This is a genomic window from Intrasporangium sp. (assembly GCF_039812505.1).
Taxonomy (GTDB): domain Bacteria; phylum Actinomycetota; class Actinomycetes; order Actinomycetales; family Dermatophilaceae; genus Intrasporangium_A.
In genome coordinates this window covers 1-4,614 of record NZ_JBDIAQ010000208.1, presented here as the reverse complement: position 1 = coordinate 4,614, position 4,614 = coordinate 1, and the positions used below count along the sequence as shown (strand labels likewise).

7 protein-coding genes are annotated in these 4,614 nt (G+C 70.2%); 3 read left to right on the top strand and 4 right to left on the bottom strand.

All coding sequences use genetic code 11. The annotated features are described in order from the left end of the window. Positions 1-345, top strand: a 345-nt coding sequence (locus WMI84_RS16990) for an ImmA/IrrE family metallo-endopeptidase (RefSeq protein ID WP_347354961.1), incomplete at its 5' end; no start/stop codon positions are given. 131 nt (positions 346-476) lie between these two features. Next, positions 477-683: a hypothetical protein gene (locus tag WMI84_RS16985; protein WP_347354960.1), complete on the top strand. Its 207-nt coding sequence runs from the start codon at positions 477-479 to the stop codon at positions 681-683. Positions 684-969: 286 nt separating this feature from the next. On the opposite strand, the gene WMI84_RS16980 is transcribed toward WMI84_RS16985, so the two are convergent. The 3 genes from WMI84_RS16980 to WMI84_RS16970 all read right to left on the bottom strand — a co-directional run bounded on the left by WMI84_RS16980 (position 970) and on the right by WMI84_RS16970 (position 2,440). Further along, positions 970-1,332 (bottom strand): hypothetical protein, encoded by a 363-nt coding sequence (locus WMI84_RS16980; protein ID WP_347354959.1) that lies wholly within the window; start codon positions 1,330-1,332, stop codon positions 970-972. Beyond that, on the bottom strand, positions 1,329-1,544 hold the full coding sequence (locus WMI84_RS16975) for a hypothetical protein (protein WP_347354958.1): 216 nt from the start codon (positions 1,542-1,544) through the stop codon (positions 1,329-1,331). Before WMI84_RS16975 ends, WMI84_RS16980 begins: the two co-directional genes overlap by 4 nt. 425 nt (positions 1,545-1,969) lie before the next feature. Next, positions 1,970-2,440, bottom strand: coding sequence for a hypothetical protein (locus WMI84_RS16970; RefSeq protein ID WP_347354957.1), 471 nt, complete (start codon positions 2,438-2,440; stop codon positions 1,970-1,972). An 831-nt stretch (positions 2,441-3,271) separates the two neighbouring features. On the opposite strand from WMI84_RS16970, the gene WMI84_RS16965 reads away from it, so the two are divergent. Next, positions 3,272-3,820, top strand: coding sequence for a YceI family protein (locus tag WMI84_RS16965; protein WP_347354956.1), 549 nt, complete (start codon positions 3,272-3,274; stop codon positions 3,818-3,820). Positions 3,821-3,829: 9 nt separating this feature from the next. Here the strand turns inward: WMI84_RS16965 and WMI84_RS16960 are convergent. After that, positions 3,830-4,614 (bottom strand): hypothetical protein (locus tag WMI84_RS16960; RefSeq protein WP_347354955.1); only part of this gene is annotated, 785 nt, incomplete at its 5' end.

Sequence of the window (4,614 nt, the reverse complement as noted above, 5' to 3'; positions counted from 1 at the left end):
GACCCCAAGAGCAAACGCATCGTCGTCGACGCGCGCCTCAGCGAGGCGCAGAAGGCATCCACGATCGCCCACGAGCTCGGGCACGTGCATTGCGGCCACGTCGATACCGACTACAGCGAGTACCAGCGCCACCGTGGGCAGATGGAGACCGAGGCTGAGGCCGTGGCGTTCATGGTGTGCCGCCGCAGGGGAGCCAGCCCCCATCAGACAGAGGCATTCTCGCCCGGTTACATCGCGTACTGGTCCAAGGGTGACCCGTCCGTCATGCACCGGGCGCTCGACCGCGCGGTGCAGGCCCAGAACAAGATCATGGACGGCGACTGGCCAGCAGGGCAGGCATCATGACGCGGACGCCGCCCAGCTCGTCGCGCCCCGGCCATCCGCGGACCCCTGCGACTGCACCGCGCCGACCCAGACGCCCGACGCGCCGTCACCGAGAAACCCCACCCACCAAGAAGGTAAGGAAGGCTGACCTGATGGGAAACACCGTCCGCTACATCGCCGAGGTCACCGACCCGGTCACCGGCGATCGGGTCACCCTGACCGCCGAGTCGCCGGCCGCGCTCGACCAGATGGTCGAGGCCCACCTCGCTCACGACTACCCCCCTCAGCCCCGGCCCGTCGGTGATGAGGACGACCGCGCGGCTGGATCACCTGCGCCCGGCTACCGTCAGCAGGCCTGAGCCCACCAGCTGAGGTCCGGCGGCGTCCGGCGGCCAAGAGACAAGACCGAATCACCCACCCGGTGCATGCCGGGCCGGGGGGCTGCCCCGCCCGGCTGCTCGTTCGTGCCGGGCCGTGGTGGCCCGGCGGTCCAGGACCATCCGGGGAACTGCTCGATCTGGTGGATCTCATCGTCCTGCAGTCCGAGCCTCCTCGCCGGTTCCCCCGGAGTGCACCCCAAGGCATCAGGAGCGCGCCCACGGTGCGTTGTGTCCCGGACGGCCGCCGAGCGGTGCGGAGGGGCCATCAGGGCGTGTCGGGCATCGCGCGGGTCATTGTGGCCACGAGCTCGTCGAGCAGGGCATCCCACGCGGTGGTGAGCCAGAGCCCGGCAGCCCTCGCGGTCTGGGCGCCGACCGGGTTGGGTGCGGCCTGCAGCGCGGCGGTGAGGATGCCGGCCCGGCGGGTGACGGTGTGCTCGTCTGGGCCGAGGTAGAAGCGGTGCCGCACGCCGATCGTGCAGATCAGGTGGTGCTGCCCGGCCGGGGTGACGGCAAGGCCAACCAGGGCGAGTCCCGGGTAGACCGGGCAGGGCTCCGGCGCCTCGAGCAGCAGCTCACGGGCCGGCACGTGGAAGTGCCGGCGCATCGGCCCGTGAGCCTGGCTCACGGGCGTTCGCTGGTGTCGGCCACATCCTCGTCGGCGGGCGGCAGGTCGAGCTTGGCGCGGCGGATCTCGTCGAGGTAGTGCCACGGCTTGAGGACGGCGTGGGCCACCTCATCGGCTGTGTAGCCGTGCCGGGCCATCCAGCCGGCCAGCGTCGCCACGTCGTCGTGGCTCAGGTTCCCCGGCGCCCAGCCAGGTGTCGTTATCTCGTCCATGTTCGCAAGCTCCGTTCCTTTCAGGCGGGGCGGCGGCCCCTCCGTGCGGGTGTTACCGGGACCACCCCATCGTCGGCGGGATACGGCCCGGCCCGAAGCAGGCCCGGTGATAACCCCCCTTCTCAAGGCGGCCCCTCGTAGGGCCAGCCTGCCGAGCCTGGCCATCAGGGAGAGGGGCGCGGGCCGGTCCGGGCCGGTCCGGGCCGGTCCCGATGGCCCCCTCGATCGGGCTCGGGTTCCTGCTGACCGTGGCGACACTGCCGGCCGCAATAGGCACGCCGGACCTAGCCGGCGACCTAGCCGCCCTCCTAGCCCCCGTGTCGGCGGCAGGGCGTGGCTGACATGGACGCGGGCACGGGTAGCGGGTGGCTCACCACTGAGCAGGCCGCCCGGCGGGCCGGGATCAAACCGGACACGCTGCGCCACTACGCCGCCCGGGGGCTGGCGCCGGCCCCGGCCCGGTTCGGCCGCTCCCTGATGTGGGACCCCGCCCTGCTTGCAGACTGGTTGGCCACCCGCCCCGGGCGAGGGACACGCACCGACCTGCACCCGCGAGCGCGACCCCCGCCGGCCGTGGTGGTTGAACGGACATCAACCTCGCAGTCGCGGGTGAGGATCTGGATCCGTTCGACCCGGGCGATCCCGAAGCGCTTCTCCAGGTCGGCGGCGGGCAGGCTGGCCTGCCAAGCGTGCGGGCGGCCGCTGACGTAGGCGCCGTCGTACGGGTCGGGCTTGGCGATCAGGTAGCCGTGTCCGGCCCCGCCCGCGACGCTCTGTCCGCCGCGTTGGAGGACGAGTACATCGTCGTCGTCGCCGGGGGCGGTGGCCTGCGCGGTGATGGTGAAGTAGTTCGAGGACAGCCCGTCGCTGTTGGCCGGCCAGGGGTGGGCGTCCATGATGCCGTTGCCGGTGGTGTGTCCTGGTAGGTGTAGCCGCCGTCCACGGTGGTGCCCTCGAGGCGGGCCGTGAGGACCCGGCCGCCGCCCTTTCCGTGCCCGCGTCATCCTCTGCCCCCAACGAATCGGCACCATCGCCGCCGCCGCCCTCGTCATCCTGACCATGCACCGCGGATTCTGGTGAGAAAACCTCAGTGGCCGCCGCAGAAGCCACACGAGCCGAGCCGACATCGACGCGAACCAAGCGTTCGCATCTGCACCCAACGAGCCGGGCCAGTGGTTGAACCTTGTACACAGGACATACTATGGGGGACCCCTGCAAATAGGGCATTTCGCGTGTAAACTGACACGAACCCCGGGGCAGGGAGGGCGTCGAGCCTTCCGAGCTGACTGGCCTCCCGTCGCATCCCCACCTCGCGGCGGCGAATCCGGTCACCGGGGCTTTGCACAGACAGGCCCGTCGTTTCCCCCAAGATCCGGGCCTGTCTGTGCCCCCACCCCCATGCCTCACCGTGTCGTTCCTGCTCTCACGGCTAGGCCTGGCCTTGCTCGAGGATAATGGCGCATACATACTCTAAGTCACCAAACCGGGCTGATTGATACAATTTTCATGGGTCGGGGCAAACGTCGCGCAGTCGGTTCCGTCTCGGCCCAGCTCGAGCCTCAACCCCTCGACATGGTGGGCGGTGAGGATGCCGGCCTGTCGGTTCAGCGCTCGTGCTCGTCCACCCGCAATGTGGGTCTGTTCCGGGGTAGCGGACGTGGGATATGGTCGATGAAGCGTCAACTAGTTGTGTTGCCCGTGTCGGCGCCAGTGAGGGAGCAGAAGACATGACAAGCACTATTGCCGGCTACCGGGCTGGCGTGTGGCGGCTGGATCCGGCCCACAGCGAGATCGGATTCGTGGCCCGCCACATGATGGTGTCCAAGGTGCGAGGCCGGTTCACCGGGTACACCGCGACGATCACCACCGCGGAGAACCTGACCGACTCGCACGTGGAGGTCCAGGTGGACCTGTCCTCGATCACCACCGGCATCGAGGCGCGCGATAACCACCTGCGCAGCAGCGACTTCTTCAACGTGGCGACCAGTCCGACGATGACGTTCCGGTCCACCGCGATCCGACCGGACGGGGACGACTGGGCAATGGATGGTGAGCTGAGCATCCGGGGGGTGACCCGACCGGTCACCCTGGCGGTGGAGATCGGCGGGTTCACCCCCGACCCGGCCGGCGGCACCCGGGCCGGGTTCAGCGCGGCCGGGCAGATCAACCGGCACGACTTCGGGGTCAACTGGAACGCTGCGTTGGAAGGCGGCGGTGTCGTAGTCGGCGACAAGGTGGCCATCGCCATCGAGGCCGAGGCCATCCTCGACGAGTAGCTCGGTGCCTCACCATCTTTGGCCTCTACGCGAGGGGCACGCAAGCTGATCGAGGGGCTCTTGAGTGCCCTGCGGCTTGACGCGAGGAACAGCGGAAAGCCAGTACGGGCCGGTCAACGACGACACCAGCACCCGCGACAGGATCTGATCTGCGGCCCGCTCCCGGATACCGCGCACCCTCATGATCGCGGCGGCGATCCCGGTCAGCGCGTCCGCCTGCCACTCCGGGTCGGTGCTGTTCTGTTCGAGCCGTTCGGCGGCGGTGTCGAGCAGCTGCCAGAAGTGCCCGAGCCGGCCGGGCCGGTTCGGCGCGGCGCCCGCGAGGGTGGGGGCCAGGTAGCCGAGCTGGTCGGTGACCGCGGTCAGGAACGCGTCGGTGTCGGCTTGGCCGGCCTGGCGGCGGGTGATCAGGAACGTGGTCGTCTCGAGCCCGGCCGGGGGGTGCGTGGCGTACCAGGCGGCCAGTGCGGTCTTGCCGGCCCGGTAGTCGGCTTCGATCCGCAGGTACTGGCCGGGCCCGGCGCTGAACTCGGTCAGCGCGGCGAGCTCTGGCTGCCGGTGTTGCAGGTTGGTGGGTGCGGCGGCGGCGATCTGCCGGTGGAGGTGGCCAGGTCGGTGATGGTGCGCCCGCCGGGGTCGGTGCCGGTGGCGGGTTCGATGACGAGCCGGGCCGGGTCCTTCGGGCAGGTCGTGGCGGGTGATGACCCCGATCAGGTGGGGGGGTGCTCGGCGGGGGGCGGGGCGGTGACGTGGAACGCGAGGGTGCCTTCGCGGCGGTTGGCCGCGACCGGGAT

Excerpts from the sequence above, each read along its gene's own strand:
- WMI84_RS16985 (WP_347354960.1), top strand. The coding sequence starts at position 477 with ATGGGAAACACCGTCCGCTACATCGCCGAGGTCACCGACCCGGTCACC.
- WMI84_RS16975 (WP_347354958.1), bottom strand. The coding sequence starts at position 1,544 with ATGGACGAGATAACGACACCTGGCTGGGCGCCGGGGAACCTGAGCCAC.
- WMI84_RS16970 (WP_347354957.1), bottom strand. The coding sequence starts at position 2,440 with ATGGACGCCCACCCCTGGCCGGCCAACAGCGACGGGCTGTCCTCGAAC.
- WMI84_RS16965 (WP_347354956.1), top strand. The coding sequence starts at position 3,272 with ATGACAAGCACTATTGCCGGCTACCGGGCTGGCGTGTGGCGGCTGGAT.